This is a genomic window from Pseudanabaena sp. FACHB-2040, assembly GCF_014696715.1.
Taxonomy (GTDB): domain Bacteria; phylum Cyanobacteriota; class Cyanobacteriia; order Phormidesmidales; family Phormidesmidaceae; genus JACVSF01.
This window is the reverse complement of sequence record NZ_JACJQO010000006.1, coordinates 298,993-315,420: the sequence shown is the minus strand read 5'-3', so window position 1 is coordinate 315,420 and position 16,428 is coordinate 298,993. Positions and strand designations below refer to the sequence as shown.

The window sequence follows — 16,428 nt, the reverse complement described above, 5'->3', positions numbered from 1 at the left end:
CTGCGTTGAGCTAAGTAAACTTAGGTGGCCGAAGCCAGAAAAGTTTTGCAGACTGGAATTACAACAAAAAATATAGGGAGCCGGTCATGGAGTTCGCTACATCCATTGGGTCCTATTTGATTCAGAGACTTTATGAAGAGGGAGTCCGTCAGGTTTTTGGGGTACCTGGTGATTTTATTCTCCAATTTGACAAGCTTCTCGAAGACAGCCCAATTCAATTCATCAATACCTGCGATGAGCAGGGGGCGGGCTTTGCTGCCGATGCTTACGCTCGTTTACGGGGGCTAGGAGCGGTTTGCGTGACCTACTCTGTGGGGGGTTTAAAAATTGCTAATACGACGGCCCAAGCCTTTGCTGAGAAATCTCCTGTCGTCGTCATCAGCGGTGCCCCTGGCACGAACGAACGAACCCAAAATCCACTGCTTCATCATAAAATACGCGACTTCGATACCCAGTACAAAGTTTTTCAAGAACTGACAATTGCCTCTACCATTCTCGATGATCCCTCTGTAGCTTTTTCAGAAATAGATCGCGTTCTAGCAGCTGCTCTGAGGTATAAGCGACCTGTTTACATCGAGATTCCTCGAGACATGGTGCATCGAGCGGGAAATCCTAATTACTCTAGAAAAACCCAGACTGAGGAGAGCAACTCAGATACGTTAGCTGAGGCGATTCAAGAAGCCGTGAAGCTAATCAACGCAGCGCAACAGCCTGTGATTTTAGCTGATGTTGAGATTCATCGATTTGGCTTGCAAGATGCGCTGCTTGAGTTAACAGAGAAAACCCATATTCCGGTAGCCGAAACGGTGCTAGGAAAGTCCGTAATCAGCGAGCACCATCCCAACTATATCGGTCTCTATGCAGGTGCCTTGGGCGATGAATTGACTTGTCGATACGTAGAGTCAAGCGATTGCCTGATTATGCTGGGCGTCTTTCTAACAGACATTAATCTGGGAATTTTTACAGCCAATCTTGATCCAAAAAACTCCATTTCAGTCACGAGCGAACGAACGTCGATACAGTTTCACACCTATGAAAATATTCGGCTACAGGATTTCATTCATCACCTCATCGAAGCCGATATCCAGCAGCGGCATGACTGGGTGTTGCCAAATTACCGCAAGCAGTTACAGCCGTTTACTCCGGTTGCAGGCAATCCCATCACCATTGCTCGCTTGTTTGAGCGACTCAATCTTTTTCTCGACAATGACCTGATTGTGATTGCAGATGTGGGAGATGCCCTATTCGCAGGGTTAGATTTGTCTGTGCATGGGCGATCGCGCTTTTTATCCCCTGCCTATTACGCTTCTTTAGGCTTTGCGGTTCCAGCCAGCCTGGGAGCCCAGGTCGCCAGCGTAGGGATGCGCCCGCTGGTACTGGTTGGAGATGGAGCGTTTCAAATGACGGGCATGGAGCTATCTACTGCTGTGCGGTATGGCCTGAATCCCATTGTGGTGGTCTTGAATAACGGGGGGTATGGTACCGAGCGCCCGATGCTAGATGGCAGGTTTAATGATGTGTTGCCCTGGCGGTACAGCCAAATTCCCAATCTACTGGGTGCAGGCCGAGGCTTTGATGTGTGGACAGAGGGTGAGCTAGAAACTGCGCTGATGGAGAGCCGCGCTCATTTAGAGAGCTTCTGCATTTTGGATGTTCACTTGGATGCCCAGGATACGTCTACGGCGCTGAAGCGATTGACAGCAGGATTGAGCCAGCGGGTTAGCGGATGATGTCAGCAGGGATTGGGGGAAGTCGGTGGGTAGCGTTGCGATCGCAAAATGCCAGAGTTCTTTAGAGAACCTTGACATCTGAATCTTGCGCCAAATAATTACTCATCCAGCATCAAACTCTGCACATAGGGTTGCACCAGATGGTTTTGGCTCTCCACAAAACCTCGATAATCCTGTGCTGTCCTCACCTGCTGACGCACCTTGCTAAATTGAGGTAAAACCCCGCGACGCAGCTCTACATACTCCTGATAGCTAGAGAACTCCCACTCCTCTGCCTTTTGAACTAAACCGGCTTTCACTGGGTTCAAATGGATATAGCGGGATAAATTTAGAAGATACTCCTCTTGGTCAACATAAATCGCTTGAAACGGCCCCTGGAATAGGGCTCCACATCGCTTGAAACGTTTGTTAATCGCTTTTGTATACGATAGAGACAAGAAAGCCATCTTTTCTGATAGGTTATCCTGTCGCAGGTAGACCAAGAAGTGATAGTGGTTTGGCATGAGACAGTAGGCAAGTACATCTGCTGTTTCCTCTGCCAGGTAATATCGAGTCTGCTTGAGGAAAAATAGGTAGTTGTCCCGCTCAAAGAAAACGCGTTGGTGATTGTTGCCGCGATTGTAGACGTGGTAGTAATGCCCTGTCAGAAAGCTCGTTTTACGGCGCGCCATATTCAGCTATTTGGAAAATCTATTCCCTAGACTTCCCAAACCCACCAGAAGCCTGCTGCCTCGCAAAAATCCCAGGGTTCTGCTGCTGCTGCAAAGGAAATCTCAAGCTCTCCAAAGAACCCTGGGATTTGGCCTAATCCTCGTTGTAGGCGTGCGCTCGATTTTGATATCGGGGTTGGCTCGACAGAGATCGTAGAACTGATCTTCGCTCAGAGCTGTAGAGGGGGGAATCTTAATCAGCAGAGCCGTCATCGAGAATCTCCGCTCAGGATTCTTTTGATCTTAAGGCTAGGAGGATGGCATTGCTAGTGCGATCGCACTTCACCCCAGCCACTCATCCAAGAACTTGAACAGGGCTATTAACTTGGCCTTCTCCCTACTTTGGGGCTTTCTGCCATCCGCTTGAAATTGCTTCTGCCTCAGTACAAAACCAGCGCTCTCCCTTGCTCGGATCAATTACTGTCCCTTCGTAATCCTCCATCCCTGGCACGTGGTACCACTTTTTGCCTGAGCTAATTGAGATGTTGCCTTTAACTAGGCAGTTGGGCTGAGTTACAGATGCGATAGGAGAGGGAGAGGTGCTGGGGCTGTCGTTAAGGGCGAATACGAGGGTTGCGATCGCAGCCGTAAAACCCAAGACGGTTTGGATTAAGCCCGATTGCTTGTGTGGATGGGAAGTGTATTGTGGGCGACGGGAAGTCTTGGTCGTTTGGCTTGTTTTGGGTCTGGCTGAAGCTGCCGCTGGACGGGGTGGAACACCTTGAATGGAGGCTTTAGCCGCTCGCACTTTGCCATTTGGCTCGGTGACTCTTTGGTAATAAATGATGTCCCCAGCCTGAGGGCGGCGGCTGGCTTCCTTGATTGCGCTGATGTGTAGGAAAACATCCTTTCCGTTGCCCTCAGGCACGATGAAGCCAAAACCCCGGTCGTCGTTCCAGGTTTTTAGCCGACCTTGGTGCAGAATAGGCTCCATTTCAAACCCCTACGTCAGCCTTCACATGAAATTGTTCCCACGCTAAAACATAGATGCCAACATCCGTAGCACCTCAGCATATTGTGTCGCCTCCTGACATATGACTCCTTTGTTGTGGCATCGGATGCCTAACTGGGAGAGAGGCCATGAACTGCGCAGAACACAAATTCTATGCATTCCCTTAATAAAGTCCAATTTGGCGAGGCTTAGGACAGCTGCAATAACCAAAGGTATCTAGCAAGCGAACTCATTTTTAAGATAGCCACTATTTTTGTATCAGAAAATACTTTTTTGCCCAATACTATCAAAATGTGACAGAATTCTGACAAAGCAAGAGCACTCACTCCATTCCGGAAGAACAGGTCGACTGAGTTAAAAGAGGTCAAGCTAGCGCGATGGGATATCTTGGGTATCGGTCAGAACGGGCCTCTAAACAGCCACCTCGTGGCGCTTTGACAGCATTTAATCAGGGGATGATGCGCCTATATCGTCGCTCCCCCTATCAGCCCCAGTTCAACCTTCAAGCTATCTTGACCTCGTACTTGTGTAGCTTTGTCGGGATTGCAGCGCTGGCGTATTTGACCACTGGAACTGGGTATCCGCTGATTGCCGCTCCCTTTGGCGCAACAGCCGTGTTGGTCTTTGCCGTGTCAGATAGCCCTTTGGCTCAGCCGCGCAATGTTATCGGTGGTAACCTGATGGGAGCCTTGGTCTCCGTAGCCTTGGTAAGCTGGTTTGGCTCCGATCCGTGGGTAATGGCTCTGGCCGTCGCAACCACCATCAAAGTCATGCAGTTGACCCACACGGTTCATCCACCGGGAGGCGCAGTAGCCCTTGTCGGCGTTATGAGTGGTGCGACATCGGAGTTTGTGTTGACTCCCGTTCTGGTCGGATCTATCTTGCTGGTGCTCTGTACCGTTGTTTTTAGCCATTGGATTCCCGGTCGGCCGTACCCGAAACATTGGATATAAGAGGAATGCGGCAGAGTGGGTGAAATAGTTTTAAGACCATAGGGTAGAAAAACCCTGTGTGGATACCTTAAGCCAAGGGCAAGCGAAAGAACAGCCGCCCCCATATTTAGAGTTCTCAGTTTCAGAAATACTCAAAAAGTAACTAGATATAGTGCGGTTAATGAGCTAACCTTAGGGGCAGCTTGCGGTCAAGCTGGGCAAAACTTTTCTGGCCCAGACTCGCAAGAAGCAGTAGATTTGTACTGAGGGGTTTGCTCAGCCCATGTCCTTTGTTGGCCTACACGTTCACAGCGATTACAGCTTGCTCGATGGAGCCAGCCAACTGCCTGACCTCGTAGATCGGGCCGTCGAGTTAGGGATGCCTGCGATCGCACTTACCGATCACGGCGTCATGTACGGTGCGATCGAACTGATGAAGGTCTGCAAGAGCAAAGGTGTCAAGCCCATCATCGGCAACGAGATGTACGTCATCAACGGCGACATCGAAAAGCAGCAGCGTCGCCCCCGCTACCACCAGGTCGTGCTGGCCAAAAACACCCAGGGCTACAAAAACCTGGTCAAGCTGACCACCCTCTCCCACCTCAAGGGCGTGCAAGGCAAAGGCATTTTCTCACGACCCTGCATCAATAAAGATCTATTAGAGCAGTACCACGAGGGGCTGATCGTTACCAGCGCCTGCCTGGGCGGTGAAGTGCCCCAGGCCATTCTGCAAAATCGGCCTGATGTGGCCCGCAAAGTGGCCCAGTGGTACAAAGACCTCTTTGGCGACGACTATTACCTAGAGATCCAAGATCACGGCTCGCCCGAAGATCGGGTTGTGAATGTCGAGGTCATCAAGATTGCCCGCGAACTCGACATTAAAATTGTCTGCACCAACGACTCCCACTACATTTCCTGCAACGATGTCGAGGCCCACGACGCGCTGCTGTGCATTCAAACCGGCAAGCTGATCACCGAAGACAAGCGCCTGCGCTACAGCGGCACCGAATACCTCAAATCAGCCGATGAAATGCGGCAGCTGTTCCGCGATCACCTGCCCGACGAGGTGATTGAAGAGTCGATTCAGACCACGTTAGAAGTCGCTGCGAAAGTCGAAGACTACGAAGGACTGTTAGGCCAGCCCCGCATTCCCGACTTCCCCATTCCCGCAGGCCACACCTCGGCCACGTACATGGCTGACGTAGCCCGCGACGGGCTGGTTAAACGCTTCAAGGTCAGCCAGTACGAAGACATCTCTCAGGAGTACCGGGATCGGCTCGAATACGAAATTGAGATGATGATCCAGATGGGGTTCCCCACCTACTTTTTGGTGGTCTGGGACTACATTCGCTTTGCTCGGGAGAAGAACATTCCGGTGGGGCCGGGGCGGGGGTCGGCAGCAGGGTCTCTGGTGGCCTACGCGATGGGCATTACCAATATTGACCCGGTACACCACGGCCTGCTGTTTGAGCGCTTTTTGAACCCCGAACGCAAGTCCATGCCCGACATTGACACCGACTTCTGCATCGATCGGCGGGACGAGGTGATTCAATACGTCACCGAGAAATACGGGCGCGAGCGAGTAGCGCAAATCATCACCTACAACCGCATGACCTCCCGCGCGGTGCTCAAAGACGTGGCGCGGGTGCTCGACATTCCCTACGGCGAGTCTGATTCAATGACTAAGCGCATTCCTGTGGTGCGCGGCAAACCGGCCAAGCTGAAGATGATGATTTCAGATGACACGCCGGACTCAGAATTCAAAGCCAGGTACGACGAGGGTGGTGTGGTGCCGGGGACGCAGGTCACCTATCGCCGCTGGATCGACATGGCCATGCGGATTGAGGGCACCAACAAGAGCGTTGGCATTCACGCGGCAGGCGTGGTGATCTCGGCTCAGCCGCTCGATGAGATTGTGCCGCTGCAGCTTAACAAAGACAGCGACGGCGTTGTTACCCAGTACTCGATGGAAGAGATCGAGGCAATGGGCCTGCTGAAGATGGACTTTTTGGGTCTGAAAAACCTGACCATGATCCAAAAAGCGGTGGATCTAATCGAGGTCGGCAAGGGCGAGAAGATTGACCTCGACAATTTGCCGATGGACGATCCGGCCACCTACAAGTTGCTAGAGCGGGGCGATCTGGGCGGTATCTTCCAGCTTGAGTCTTCGGGGATGCGGCAGATCGTGCGGGATCTTAAGCCCTCAGGTCTAGAGGACATTTCTTCGGTGCTTGCCCTCTACCGACCGGGACCGCTCGATGCCGGGCTCATTCCCAAGTTCATCAACCGCAAACACGGCCAGGAAAAGATTGACTACGCCGACGACATTCTCAAGCCCATCCTGAACGAGACCTACGGCATCATGGTCTACCAAGAGCAGATCATGAAGATCGCTCAGGATATGGGCGGCTACTCCCTGGGCCAAGCCGACCTGCTGCGGCGGGCCATGGGTAAAAAGAAAATGTCGGAAATGCTCAAGCACCAGGCAAACTTCGTCACTGGTGCAGTGGGCAAAGGTGTGCCCAAGAAGGTGGCCGAAGACCTCTGGGAGCAGATGGTCAAGTTTGCCGAGTATTGCTTTAACAAGTCCCACTCGACAGCCTACGGCTTCGTCACTTTCCAGACTGCGTACCTGAAGGCGAACTACCCAGTCGAATACATGGCGGCGCTGCTGACGGCCAACAGCGGCGACCAAGACAAGGTGCAGATGCACATTGCCAACTGCATCAATATGGGCATTGAGGTGCTGCCGCCCGATGTAAATCGCTCTGGCGTGGACTTTACGCCTGAGGGCACCAACATTCTCTTTGGCCTGTCGGCAGTGCGCAATGTGGGCCTAGGAGCCATTGAGTGCATTATTAAAGAGCGAGAGACGGAGGGGCCGTTTAAGTCGCTACCGGAGCTGTGCGATCGCATCGATCTCCACTCTGTTAACCGCCGCGCTCTAGAAGCGCTAATCCTCAGCGGTGCTCTCGATGCGTTCAATCCCAACCGCAACCAGCTGATGCAGGATCTCGAGCTGGTGATTGATTGGGCGCAGGGCCGGGCCAAAGATCGGGCCATTGGCCAGGGCAACCTGTTTGACATAATGATGGGCGGCAGTGCTAACGAGCCCGCTCCCCTAGCTGGCTACGAAACCGCCCCCAAAGCACCTGCAGTGCCCGATTTCGATCCGCAAGAGAAGCTGCGGCAGGAAAAAGAACTGCTGGGCTTCTACATTTCTGATCATCCCTTGAAGTCGGTGCAGAAGTCGGCCCGCGTTCTGGCTCCGATCAGCCTAGCCGAACTGCATGAGCAGCCCGACAATGTCACTATCAGCGCCATTGTTATGCTCACCACTGTTAAACCAGTGGTGACTAAGAAAGGCGATCGCATGGCCATCATTCAGCTCGAAGATCTGACCGGGCAGGCCGAAGGCGTGGTCTTCCCCAAATCCTATGAGCGCATTGGCCAGCACATTATTGCCGATGCCCGCCTCATGGTCTGGGGTAAGGTCGATCGGCGCGACGACCGCTCTCAGTTTATTGTGGATGATGCTGAACCCGTCGAAGCGGTGCGCCTGGTGATGGTGGAGCTAGAGCCTACCCTGGCGGGCAGCATTGAGCAGCAGCACCGTCTACGCAACGTAATTCGCAATAACCAAGGCGACGACCCTATGTATGCCAGAGTGCCGGTGATTGCGGTAATCACGGCCAACAATCAGCGGCAGCTTGTCAGACTCGGTGCCCAATTCCGCGTGAAAGATCCCGAAATCACGGTTAGGGAACTCATGAAAGCCGACTTCAAAGCCACGGCCACGCCCCTAATCACCGCAAGGTAGTTGCCTGTAGGGGCGAGATTTTCGCGCCCTGTTGTTATGTACGCCCTGTTATTCGCGCTCAATGTTATGAGAAAGATCCGCCGTTGAAAACGGTAAGCCATGCCAGAGCCAAACCTGCTACAACCACGTTAACCAGCGGCAGCCCCGTCAACGCACAGGCCCAGCTGTAGTGTTGGGGAAACTGCGCCAGCACCGGCAGCAGCGCCACTGTCCAGCTCAGCACCACAGCCAGAACGCAAACGATGGGAAAGGTCGCAACGCCGATGGCCAAAGTGACCGTGGCCGGGTTTTCCATTGACCCAGGCGCGTCAAACATCATCGGCGTCATCACAGCTGGGAAGACTCCAATAACGGCGGCTGCGATCAAAACGGCAGTGGCGATAGAAAGAAACATTAGCGCAGTTTTTCGTTTCATGATGGGGCTATGGCAGAGGCCGTTGCAGTTGCCCCTAGTGGGCACATAAACGGGCGAGCTACTGCTTCAGCAGCGGTTGTCGTCGCTGCTGCCGCCATTGTTGAGGAAACTGCTACAGACTCAGCTTGCCCATGCCCAGACCCTAACCAACATCCCTTAGGAGCACTGGCACCCCTTTGCCTGCAGAAGATTGCAGCCGTTAGCTAAATCAGTGCTTAGAAGGATTGTCAAACTGGTTGCTTTAGCTTCCAAATCCTGACAGGTTTACGCTAGGGTAGGCAATGGATATTGCTAGGTTGTCCTATGCCTCGTCGTCAACGCTCTACCCCCTGGATTCAACGCTTCGCTCGCCCCAGCATTGCGGGGGTTGCAGCGGTGGGTGCGGTGGTGACCGCTTACCTCACCCTGACTAAATTTACGGGAGGATCTGCGGTCTGCCCGACTGAGGGCTGTGACATTGTGCTGTCAAGCCCCTACGCTATTGTGTTTGGCCTGCCGCTAACCCTGTTTGGCTTTTTGGCTTATACCGGGATGGCGGTACTTGCGATCGCACCCCTTCTGGTCACTGGCCCCGACAAGCGCGACCTGCGCAGCCAGCTCACTGACTGGACTAAGCCTCTGCTGCTGATTGGCGGCACCGCCATGATGGTTTTTAGTGCCTACCTGATGTATCTGTTGGCTTTTCAGATTCAGGCACTCTGTATTTACTGCTTGGGTTCGGCAATCCTCTCTACCCTGCTGTTTGCGCTGGCTCTGTTTGGTCAGGATTGGTCAGATCTGCTGCAGCCCCTATTCACCGCCTTTATTGCGGCATTCGTGGTGTTGATTGCCACCTTAGGGGTTTATGCCAACGTCAACAATCCTAGAGCGGCTGGAGGCGACCAGCTTGGTCCTCCGATTACCAGTACCTCCGGGGCTGCCGAAGTTGCCCTAGCTCAGCATCTTGCTGATACCGGAGCCACCTTTTACGGAGCCTGGTGGTGCCCACACTGCCATGACCAAAAGCAGCTCTTTGGTCAGGAGGCTAGCCAAATTCTGCCTTACGAAGAATGCTCCGAGGCCGATGGCCAGACTCAAACCCAGGCTTGCCAGGTGGCTGAGGTGCGCGGCTATCCTACCTGGGAGATCAACGGCCAGCGCTATTCGGGCGCTCGATCGCTAACCGATCTGGCTCAGCTGTCGGGTTATCAAGGCCCCACTAACTTTCAAAACACACTCTAAAAATGCACTCTAACAGGGTAAAGGACTGACTATGCTGGCTCACACCCTGGCACTAGCGGTTGGACTGGGTAGCTTTACCCTGTATATGGCCGCTTTTTTCTTCCCCGAAGTGCATCGCAGGCACGACTTTTTTTGGAGCGGTCTGGGTATGTTTTATGCCCTGGTACTGTGGGCCTGCGATCGGCAGATGACTGGGGCAGTTTTGTTGGGGCAGGTGGCCAGTGTGGCCCTGTTGGGCTGGCTAGGGTGGCAGACCTTGACCTTGCGGCGCGCGTGCACCCCGCAGGAACTGCAGACCCCTGCTACGCCTGAAGCCTGGAAAAGCTTGCGGCAGGAGATGGCCGATATCAGCCAAGATTTCTTGAGCCAGACGCCGCTGGGGCGCTGGCTAGGGATCAAGCGACCTGCTAGGGCAGCCAGTACTCCCGCTGCCGGTCTTAGTATTCGAGCTTCTTCGCTGCGAGAAGTGGGTTACGAGTTTTTGGACGATCTAGAGGAAGAGGTTGAGCGGGGACAGGGGGCAAAGGTCAGTCCTTTGAGTCCATCACAACAGCCCTTTTCTCCCCCCAAACCTCAACCTGCGGTGGTGACTGTAACGCCTAGAACAAGGCCCTCGCGCCCGCCTAAAGCTGCCTCCGTCGGACCATCTGCTAGTTCATCTCGTGGGCCTGTTCGCCCTCGAACCTCTAGCCAGGCTAAGGGAGCAATAGCGCAGGTAGCCGTAGGGGCCAGCAGCCTTAAGAGCTGGCTGGGTGACTTGTCTAGGGCGTTTTCCCGTCCTAAACCCAGCAGGCCCATGATCGAAATCCCCCCTCGAGAACCCTCGATTCCGCTGCCCAAAAAAGAACCTGCTGGCCGGGCCACACCTGCTGTGGTGACAAAGGATCTGGATCTGGAGGACAATGAATTTTGGAACGACGAAGTGACGGAAAACATGCCCCCTGAAGTTGACCCTGAAGCTAGTGGTGCAACAGGTACGTCCGAGGCCGCATTGGCCGGTCTTGCCAAGCCAGTCGAGGCTCAAGGCGAATCTGTAAGCGTCTCAGACGACGCCAGTAATGTTCTCCCCATGAGGGAGAATCTGCCCTTTGAAGTTGACCCTGAAGCTAGTGGTGCAGCAGGCACGTCCGAGGCCGCATTAGCTGGTCTTACCGAGCCAGTCGAGGCTCAGGGCGAATCTGTGAGTAGCCCAGTCGACGCCAGCAATGCTTCCCCCACAAGCGAGCCAATCCCCTCGGAAGACCCCAACGCACAGCTATAGCTAAGGACGCGCTCCGGGAAGCCTGCGCGTTCTCCCCGGCCAGTGAGGTTACTCATCAACCCTCAGCTATTCATCAAGGCTCAACTGGCGCAGCGTAATCTGCTTACAGAGGCTTTCTAGGGCTAACGTGAGCGATCGCATGAGTTCAGAATCGGCTCGATAATCTGCTTCTGCCAGATTTGCCACCCGCTGGCTCTCGCTTACTTGAATTTCGTCGTCCCATGTCTGGGCATCTTTATAAACTCCTAGGCTAATGCCGCCCTCATCGTTAATCACCGAGAAGCAGGGAACGTCCGAGGCTCCATCCCCCACGTAGATCATCTGGGAAAGGGGTACGTGCAGCTGATCTTCAGGCATGTCTCGGTAGGCAAAGGAGCGACCGTTTCCTTCAACGCTCTCTTGACCGCTTGCTATCTGCATTAGGTAGCGAGCTTTTTCTGTGTGGCTGATGACCCGCTTGAGAAAATCGATTTCGCCTCGATCATCGTAGTGAAATTGGCAGCCCCAAATTCTTTTGAAGTTGTGGGCGATGGAGGTATGGCAGGCAATTTCTTCAATGCCGCCAGAGATGACGTAAAACTCTAGGTCAATCTTTGGGTTTAGGTCACGGACTATCTGGTGCAGCCGGTCAAACATTTCCTCTAGCCCATCGAAGGGCTGAAACTGTTTTCCTAGCTGGACTAGGTAGTCGCGGGTAATGCGCTGGTTGGGCTGTCGCCGCTGCGATTCCTGGAGCAGCGCATATCCTCGCGCTAAAGTACTATCCCATCCGGCATCTAGAAGCGGTTGATAACGCTCCTGGCGAAAGGTTTCTACATCCAGTTCCAGGCTTTCAATCAGTGCATCAAAGGTATCGGGGGCCAGGGTGTCATCAAAGTCAAAGACAATTGCAATGCGGTTACAAACGGGCTTAGTAGACCGAGTCGTTTTGGCAGTGGAAGGGGTGTTTAGTGACATGGTATTTCCTATTTAGCTGCTTCCCATTCCCATGAGGCCCGTTAGCTGAAGCAGATAGATGATGGCAAAGACTGCAAAAAATACTCCTGCTAGCACGGTGGCCCAAAAGGTTAAGGAAGAGGGTTTTAGGCTCTGGGGCAGCATTCGGTGGTTGAGATAGAGCGTTAGCCCGGTGACGATAGGAATGTGGGCTGCCTCGATGGCTCCTGCCGTTTGCAGCAGGCCAACCGGTTCGCCCAACCACAGGTAGACGGCAATGGGCAACCCTGCCAGCAAGGTCACAAGGTAAAACTTGCGCAGAAACGTTTCGTTGGTCCATTGGCCATTGCCACCAAAGCCCCGCACCAAAATTTGAGTGCCGTCGGCAAACATGCGGCCAAAGCCATCCTGTACCGACATTGCTGTACTGCAGAAGGTAACGAAGACAATCGCTACCATGAACCAGAAGCCAAAGGGACCCCACAGGTTACCTAGCAGGCTGCCCAATGTTTCTGCAACCTGATTTTCTTTAGGAACCAATCCCTCTGGCTGCAGCAGCTCAGCCCCCAAAATTAGGAAAGAGAGGGCGGCTAGCAGAGCCCCTATTACGGCCAGGGTGTTTGAGAACGTCATCAGCTTCAGCCAACCCTGCAGCCGCTGCTGGTGGTCGCTATCAAGCTGGTCAAAGTCAACTGGATTTTCCCGCTTAGCGGTAGCCGCGCCGTAGCCTCTGGCCCCTACCCAGTAGGAGTACCACATCAATCCTGCGGCACCGGCCAGCATGAAGCCTAGCCAGGGAAGAATTTCCTGATACTGCACATCGCTGGGGATTTGCGGCACTAACCCACCGCCCAAACGGCTTAGGTTGGGGAAAACAAAGATGGCGGCGGCAACGACTGCTAGGGTGCGGCCAATGCCGATGTACGACGACACTTTCTCTACACCGTCGTATTGCCCGAGAAAGACGATTGAAGCGGTTACTAGAATGATGATGACTGTCCAGAGCTGCACAGTACCCCCTGTCATCAGAATTAAGGCTGTTGCTGCTGCCCCAGCCATGCCTGCAACGGTCGAGATTGCTACGGCAAATTGAGGCACTAGAATCAGCCAAATAGCCCAGTTTTTAGGGCCAGGGAGTCGCTTGAATCCCTCCAAAATAGTGATGCCTGTACAAACGGTAAAGCGCCCAACCTCACGGTTGATAAACCATTTGAGAACGACTGCTGCGACCAAGGCCCACAGTAGGGCATAGCCGTAAAGCGCAGCAATGCGAGGGGTAAACAGCAGTTCGCCGGATCCTGCTGCAGAGAGCATCCAAATGAAGCTTGGCCCTAGCCATTTCAGCCAGTCTTTTCCCTTAGGCGGTTGAGGTACCTGTTGGGGATTATCCGAGGTTTCCTGTGATGGGGTTTGGGCTTTTGTGGAGTGGCTCATGCTGCTTTCTGTGTGCTTAGTGGGGCAATGGTGAGGCGATTTGCGATCGCAAATTTAACAACAGGCTAGTAAGTGCGATGGGCCAGAGCGGGGCTGCGATCGCACTTACCCTAGCCATCGCTACTGCGCTCCTTCAGGAATAGCCGATGGGTAAACCCCGATAGCGACCAGAACAGGTCTATTGCTGTACTCTGCTTCTAGCTCGCTCTGCACATTTAGATCCCAGGTCAGATCGTAGTCTTGCTCCAGCTCGCTCACCACAAAGGGACGCAGCACGCCGGTCACTGCCACTGTCTCACCATCTTCAATGGCAGGGGGCTGGGCCGCAGGTTGGGGCTGCTCGGTGCCTGCCTTGGGTACAGCGTATACGACCAGCAGATCCTCTGTGCCCAGCAGCTGATCTTCATCTAGCGTGAAGGCAAGGTCGTTTTGAACATTGTCGATTTCGCCCGTAACCGCTAAAGTCTCGCCGTAATACTGGTCAGGATTTTGAGTAATTTCACCAGGTTCTGGAGCTAAGGCAATGGACTGAGCAATAATGGCAGGTCTATTTTCGTAATCTTCGTAGGTAGCGGGATCTAACGTCAGGCCAAAGTCTCGTTCAACCTCTGCAGTAACTAAGTTGCGAACCTCACCCGTAACCTGCACGTCGATGCCGCTATCGGTGGGCAAAACAAAGGGAACGCCCGATGCATTGATGACCAAAATCGATTCGCTACCGAAGAACTGCTCATCGCTGACTGTGAACGAATCAGTACCCACGCTCTCAATGGGCTCACTTCTAATGGTGACGGTTTCGCCGATGTATTCGTTAGTGTCTTCAGCAACGTCTTCTGCTGTCACACTATCTGATTCTGCGGGTGCTGTTGCCTGTGGCTGGTTCCCAGTACAAGCAACCATTAAAAGGGCTGTGAGGCTAAGGGCAAGCGCACCCCCACGGAATCTGCGCTTCGCAAAGCCATTGCTATTTTGAGCCGCTACTGCCAGAGATGGCAGGTTTTTAAGAGGCTGTGTCATCACTGTAATCTCCATTAAATAAATACATTTGCCAGCACCAATGCCAGCACCAAGCCACAGCAAAAATGCACCTTACGCTGTGAGCTAAACTCTTAACTTAGTGCCGATTGCTTTCGCTACTCGGAATTACTGATGCTGGGCTAAGGGGTCGGCTTTCCTGCAAAAGAAAAAGAACAAGAAAGTTTCTGCCCCAGGGTGAAAAGCTTTATCTTCTAGAGATTAGGGCTACGGGTGCAAAAGAAAGATTGAGCTGAGTCAACTCACTGCAGACTACCGTAGCTATAGCCTATAGCTCTAGACTGGACTACCCTTCAAGGAATATATTGCCAGTTCTTCTGCTTTAGGCCCTCTGCTAGATTGACTATAAAAAGTTCTGTCTTCCTACAGATGTTTAAGGGCTTGACAAGCCTAGTTCCCTCTTTAGATAGATTCTATCTATAGAAAATTGTCTACAAGAAACCATGGATACATACATTTCTAGAGTCTGTTTGACTTCTAGAGGCTATCTATAGTTGGGCTTAGGTAAGTGGTATTAGCTACGTTAAGAACTACTGCTGATCAATAGACTGTTTGCTAGACAAAGCCTGGACCTCGGCGCGCAAAGCCTTGATTTCTGAATAAAGCAGCTCGATTGATTTGGCTCCAGCAATTTCTGCCTGCTCATCTTCTGCATCTCGGCCTACAAAGAAGGTGGCGATGGTGGCAGTGACATAGCCAAATACGGCAAAGGCATATAGAGCTAGTAAAAAGCAGAGAACTCGACCTTCTGGCGTTTCTGGGAAGTAGTCTGAGCCCATTGTTGTGATGGTCATAGCGGTCCACCATAGAGCACTGCCGTAGCTTTCAAGCCCGTTTGGCACTTCATTTTCAAAGGTATACATCCCTGCTGCGCCAATCAGAACCACTATCAGAGTCAGCCCAACAATGTATCCAAATCCTCGTCGATTTACGCTGGCAGCTAGAGCCCGCATGCCGCGATTGGTGCGCGTCATGACTCTTAAGAGCTTCAGCCCTCTAACGGCTCTCACGCCTCGGAGTGCCTGCGCCACATGCACCACCCGAAATACGCGCAAGGCAGGCAAGAGCAAGGAGAAAACGGTGAGCCAGCTTTTCTTTAGATAGGCCCACTTGCGAGGGGCTATCATGATTTTGATGGCAAAATCTAGGATGAAAATAATCCAAATGGTTGTGCTAGCCGCTTCTAGAAATGAGCTTAAGCCCCAAATGATTTCAACGATAAATAAGGCTAGCCACACAAAGCCTAGAAGCAGCATGGGAATTTCGAGCCAGTCTTCTAACTGCTGCAAAACGCCCTGCTGTTCTTGCTCCAATGCTCGTTGGGCAGAGAGATCAAGCCGCTCAGTCATAATGTTAGCTACCTGCGTAAACCTCGATTGACAGCATGAGGACGACGATGCTGTTTAGATGCGTTGGGCGATGTCCACTCCTGCAGCGCCCCTAAGCTTAAGATGGCGGCCAATCCGGCACCCAGGCTATCCATAATTAAATCAACGATGGTGTCATCTAAACTTTCAATCACCTCTGTCGATAAAACTTTGCCGGCTGACCATTCAGCCACCTCCCAAAGCGCCCCAATGGCGATGCCAAAGCTGGTAATGGTCAAAAGATACAGCAGCGTATGCTGGCGAAAAACAGGCAGCATAGATTGATAAACCAGAAAGCTGAGGGCCAGTGCGATCGCAAACGTGGTGAAGGCATGGACCAGCTCATCATAGGGGCCAGGTAAGTAAAACCAGCCCCAAACCCAGCCACCTGCGTTGGCTAAGGCTGCTAAAACAAACAGCAGATCAAATAGGGGAGGCAGTTTGTCATCTCTAATTACAAAAATGAGTGAGGCTACCCAAAATAGTCCCAGGGCCAAAGCATTTTGCCACTGCCCCTGGATCAAGGCCCATACAATGGCTGCTCCTAACAGCAGCTCCCCTACCCAGGCTGCATATCGGTAGCCTTTCCAGCTTGTATAGGACATAGTCGGTTCC

The 16,428-nt window shown here is 52.9% G+C and carries 13 protein-coding genes; 5 read left to right on the top strand and 8 right to left on the bottom strand.

Annotated features, from left to right (window positions below; all coding sequences use genetic code 11):
• Nucleotides 1–86 precede the first annotated feature (86 nt).
• The gene (locus H6G13_RS10770) at nt 87–1,730 is read left to right on the top strand and encodes a thiamine pyrophosphate-binding protein (RefSeq protein WP_190483200.1); all 1,644 of its coding nucleotides are present in this window, start codon (nt 87–89) and stop codon (nt 1,728–1,730) included.
• A gap of 98 nt (nt 1,731–1,828) precedes the next feature.
• Here H6G13_RS10770 and H6G13_RS10765 read toward each other — a convergent pair whose 3' ends face one another.
• Nucleotides 1,829–2,401 (bottom strand): transposase, encoded by a 573-nt coding sequence (locus H6G13_RS10765; RefSeq protein ID WP_190483199.1) that lies wholly within the window; start codon nt 2,399–2,401, stop codon nt 1,829–1,831.
• A 376-nt stretch (nt 2,402–2,777) separates the two neighbouring features.
• Entirely contained in the window at nt 2,778–3,374 is a 597-nt protein-coding gene (locus tag H6G13_RS10760) for a cold shock domain-containing protein (protein WP_190483198.1), read from the bottom strand.
• Between the two features lie 452 nt (nt 3,375–3,826).
• On the opposite strand from H6G13_RS10760, the gene H6G13_RS10755 reads away from it, so the two are divergent.
• Both H6G13_RS10755 and H6G13_RS10750 read left to right on the top strand, forming a co-directional pair.
• A complete protein-coding gene (locus H6G13_RS10755; protein WP_242028259.1) occupies nt 3,827–4,345 on the top strand; it encodes an HPP family protein in 519 nt (172 codons plus the stop codon).
• A gap of 262 nt (nt 4,346–4,607) precedes the next feature.
• Nucleotides 4,608–8,144, top strand: coding sequence for a DNA polymerase III subunit alpha (locus tag H6G13_RS10750; RefSeq protein ID WP_190483196.1), 3,537 nt, complete (start codon nt 4,608–4,610; stop codon nt 8,142–8,144).
• Between the two features lie 64 nt (nt 8,145–8,208).
• Here the strand turns inward: H6G13_RS10750 and H6G13_RS10745 are convergent, their stop codons facing one another.
• Entirely contained in the window at nt 8,209–8,559 is a 351-nt protein-coding gene (locus tag H6G13_RS10745) for a hypothetical protein (RefSeq protein WP_190483195.1), read from the bottom strand.
• Nucleotides 8,560–8,862: 303 nt separating this feature from the next.
• Here H6G13_RS10745 and H6G13_RS10740 point away from each other — a divergent pair, with 303 nt between their 5' ends.
• Both H6G13_RS10740 and H6G13_RS10735 read left to right on the top strand, forming a co-directional pair.
• Complete coding sequence (locus H6G13_RS10740) at nt 8,863–9,780, top strand: vitamin K epoxide reductase family protein (protein ID WP_190483194.1); 918 nt, start codon at nt 8,863–8,865, stop codon at nt 9,778–9,780.
• Nucleotides 9,781–9,811: 31 nt separating this feature from the next.
• Nucleotides 9,812–11,041 carry a Ycf66 family protein gene (locus H6G13_RS10735; RefSeq protein WP_190483193.1) on the top strand — a complete coding sequence of 410 codons (1,230 nt, stop codon included), beginning with the start codon at nt 9,812–9,814 and terminating at the stop codon, nt 11,039–11,041.
• A gap of 66 nt (nt 11,042–11,107) precedes the next feature.
• Here the strand turns inward: H6G13_RS10735 and H6G13_RS10730 are convergent, their stop codons facing one another.
• The 5 genes from H6G13_RS10730 to H6G13_RS10710 form a co-directional block, all read right to left on the bottom strand.
• Nucleotides 11,108–11,998, bottom strand: a complete 891-nt coding sequence (locus tag H6G13_RS10730) for an HAD family hydrolase (protein ID WP_190483192.1) — start codon at nt 11,996–11,998, stop codon at nt 11,108–11,110.
• 12 nt (nt 11,999–12,010) lie between these two features.
• Nucleotides 12,011–13,411, bottom strand: coding sequence for an Nramp family divalent metal transporter (locus H6G13_RS10725; RefSeq protein WP_190483191.1), 1,401 nt, complete (start codon nt 13,409–13,411; stop codon nt 12,011–12,013).
• A gap of 120 nt (nt 13,412–13,531) precedes the next feature.
• Nucleotides 13,532–14,428 carry a hypothetical protein gene (locus H6G13_RS10720; protein WP_199305841.1) on the bottom strand — a complete coding sequence of 299 codons (897 nt, stop codon included), beginning with the start codon at nt 14,426–14,428 and terminating at the stop codon, nt 13,532–13,534.
• A 548-nt stretch (nt 14,429–14,976) separates the two neighbouring features.
• Nucleotides 14,977–15,795: a potassium channel family protein gene (locus H6G13_RS10715; RefSeq protein ID WP_190483190.1), complete on the bottom strand. Its 819-nt coding sequence runs from the start codon at nt 15,793–15,795 to the stop codon at nt 14,977–14,979.
• Nucleotides 15,796–15,803: 8 nt separating this feature from the next.
• Nucleotides 15,804–16,418 (bottom strand): hypothetical protein, encoded by a 615-nt coding sequence (locus tag H6G13_RS10710; RefSeq protein ID WP_190483189.1) that lies wholly within the window; start codon nt 16,416–16,418, stop codon nt 15,804–15,806.
• Nucleotides 16,419–16,428: the final 10 nt, after the last annotated feature.